The following is a 3,224-nucleotide window of genomic DNA, read 5'->3' on the forward strand; positions in this document are numbered from 1 at the left end:
GAACGCCCGATGAATGAAACGCAGATCAAGCCCCTAGCAGGTCTCTCAATGGCTTTGAGGGAAAGCTGACCGCCAGTAATTGGACTGCATTGACCAAATGCTCCAAAGATACTGCGCTTGCGCGACAACAGTGAACCAATGAAGCACAAAAAATTAGTGAAACCACCGACCAGTCAACTCAGTGCCAGTTATGAATTGATTGAAACATTTGGTAGCATAGAGGTTTAGGGCTGGTTTCGGCCAGGATCGGAAGTTCAGAACAGGCAATTAAAGGTTTGTTTTGCAGCGTAAGTTGGCACTGGAGTTGGCTGCTCTAACAACGGAGCCCGGCCAAGAATCGGGCACTGGTAATGACCGCTTTGAAGCCGCGAACTTTTGGATCGTGAATCTCTGCGGCTAAATTGCATGCAAAGCAGCTAAACTGCGTGTCCACCTCTCAAAAACGGCGAGCAGCTACGATGGCAACAAATTTCGTGTTACCCAAACGTGCATTAGAACGTATTAAGGTTGGGCAAGCATTTGCAGAGTACGACCTCATTCGGAATGAGCCGGAGCTTTTTGTTTCCACCCCAGCAGCTTTGGCTGCCCTTGACCAGTCGTCACAGAAGTGCTTTTTTGTGGGTAGACGAGGCGCAGGAAAAACAGCCATCACCTATGAGCTTCTTCGTCGCACCCAAGACTCAATCTCCATAGTCCCGCAAATTTTCGATCTGTTGCAACTACCGCTGGCACACGATGAATTTCGCGACACAAGGCAGCGCCCCTTCAAGTCACTTACTCACACATTCGAGCGCGCACTTCTCGATGAATGTATTCGCCATTTGTTAGCGACCGGTCGCGTGAAGGAAAGAGCCCTCCCACCAACAATTACAAAAGAGAGAAATCTTATCGAGGATTGTGATTTTGACCAGCGCATCTTAAACCTGACTCAAGAGATATTTGACGCATACTCAAAGTCGCAGGACAAGCTTTGGTTAAGGCAAATCAATCGCAGCAAAGAAATTTCTGCGGAGCTAAACGCTCTAGGTGAAAAGAGTGGCCTACGCGTTACACTTTTGATTGATCGTTTAGATGAGTCATGGGATGGATCGGAATCAGCAATTATTTGTCTGATGGCATTGATGCACGCGACTGTAAAACTCTGTGCATCCACCCCAGCAGTTCGACCTTATATATTTATTCGTGAGAACATATACGATCGCATTCGGTCGATTGATAACGAGTTTGCCCGCCTAGAGACTGCGGTTGTGTTCCTGGATTGGTCTGAGCAAAAGCTTGTTGAGCTTGTTGAGCGTCGTCTTGTTCGTCCATTTCCGGCGAAGCCCAAGTTAGGAGGAGAGGCATGGAGCTGCTTTTTTGAGGAATCGGCGGAGCGTAGCAGCCGAGCTGCGGTGATGGCACTTTGCCAACATCGACCAAGAGATGTTCTCATGCTGACAAGCTATGCAATTGAGGCTGCCATCAACGGCGGCCATCAAATGATGATGCTGGAGGATGTGCAGGCTGCGTCTCGGAGATACAGTACTAGTCGCCTCAAGGATCTTGGCGATGAGTTTGCTGAAAACTACCCAAATATTAGTGTGCTCTTAGAGCTCTTCTACGGGCTTGGCACCGAATATTCGCTGATTGGCATCGAAGACTTTATTGCCAAGTTGTTGGTTAACGATAAAATTAAAAAACATTGTGCGTCATGGTTCTTTGATTATACAACTGCTCCCAGACTTGTTGAGTTGCTGTATGGGATAGGATTTTTAGGACTCCGACGTGCGGGCAAAACTTTCTTTAAGGAGCCTGGAAAAGACTCGAACGCCAAACTACCCATTGATCAGGCTACTCATTTTGTAATTCATCCAACATATCAACCCGCACTAAATCTTCGCAACATTCTAATTCAGGCGGTTTCCGAGGACACCCCTCTAAAGAACGAGGGAATACTGGAAGATCTACCTGATAATTATCGATTCGATCAGTACAAAGACGAACTAAAAACAGTGCTTGAGGATTTAAAAACACTTCCATTGGGACATGCTGGTGCTCAAGCGTTCGAAGAGGTTGTAGGTAAGGTGGTAAGGCTTTGCTTTTTCAGATCACTCACAAACGTCCAGCCAAAGTGTCGGACAGTAGATGGTTCTCAGATTCGAGATTGGATAGCTTCAAATCGAGCGAGCGGTGGCTTTTGGGATATCGTTCGCGGGAAATACGGTGCTACTCAAGTTGTGTTTGAATGCAAGAATTACGAAAATCTCTCCGCCGATGATTTTCATCAGGTTCAATACTATTTCAGCGAAACGTTTGGCCGTTTCGGATTAATTTTTTTCCGTGGGAGCGAAATCAAGGATTCCTATTTGAGACATATTGCAAATGTTGTAAACAAAAATCAGGCTGGACTCATCCTCCCATTGACGCAGAGAGACTTGGAGGTATTTCTTCGGCAGGCCATTAATGGCGTTTTTAAAGAGAGTCATATACAGGATAAGTTTGATTTTTTGATCCGCTCCATTTCATAGAAATCGAGAAAAATCGCTCGCTTTACGGCAGTCAATCAACTAGATTGGCTTGGCATTGCTGTTGTCGACTTTTCAGAAATTAATCAAGTATTGCCGTATTCACTTTGGGGTCTGATCGGCCTATTAATCAATTTTGGCGAAAATCCGCAATCCAGCCTTCATCGGACATTGAAGTCTGTGGGCTGAATTTCCGCTTTGGGTCGACCTGAGCCATTCATTCAACCCCATCCGAATCATTGAAGCGCCATCGTCCATGGCTTTGCTCTTATTTTCACAAAAAAGAAAGCAGGATCCCTCCTGCCTTCTATGCTGGCACTCCAGCATTCAAAAATGCCTCAACGCATACTGACTGAGTCAAGCCCTATTCCGAATCACAACCATGCGCTGCACCGTACAAGCCAAGTACCCACCATCCAAGGTCCGGTAAATACACAGCTTGTTTTGCAAGGCGGTTGAGTCGCTTTGGCTTTTGCTTGGCAAACTCACACGTGCGTTATGCCCACACCCCCATAAGGCTGGCATTTGTTGGTCCAGCACCAACAAACTTCTCAGCTTTGCTGCTCCAAAGGCGCTGTGCTCACACTCCACGCCAGTGACCAACATCCAACGCTTGCCATTTTTCGGTAAAGCCAGTTGCACCAGAATCACCCCCTCTGAAGACAAGCCCTTAAGCAACGGCTGTGCCAGTGCATGCAAAGGACCTTGAATCATTCGTGC

Annotated in this window: 2 protein-coding genes; one reads left to right on the forward strand and one right to left on the reverse strand. The window is 46.8% G+C overall.

Annotated features, from left to right (window positions below; translation table 11 throughout):
* Positions 1–425: 425 nt before the first annotated feature.
* Positions 426–2,507: a P-loop ATPase, Sll1717 family gene (locus E9531_RS17300; RefSeq protein ID WP_211343487.1), complete on the forward strand. Its 2,082-nt coding sequence runs from the start codon at positions 426–428 to the stop codon at positions 2,505–2,507.
* A 354-nt stretch (positions 2,508–2,861) separates the two neighbouring features.
* On the opposite strand, the gene E9531_RS17580 is transcribed toward E9531_RS17300, so the two are convergent.
* Positions 2,862–3,224, reverse strand: a 363-nt coding sequence (locus tag E9531_RS17580; RefSeq protein WP_158291842.1) for a hypothetical protein, incomplete at its 5' end; no start/stop codon positions are given.

The sequence above is a fragment of the Lampropedia puyangensis genome (assembly GCF_004833285.1).
In the GTDB taxonomy this organism is placed as follows: domain Bacteria; phylum Pseudomonadota; class Gammaproteobacteria; order Burkholderiales; family Burkholderiaceae_C; genus Lampropedia; species Lampropedia puyangensis.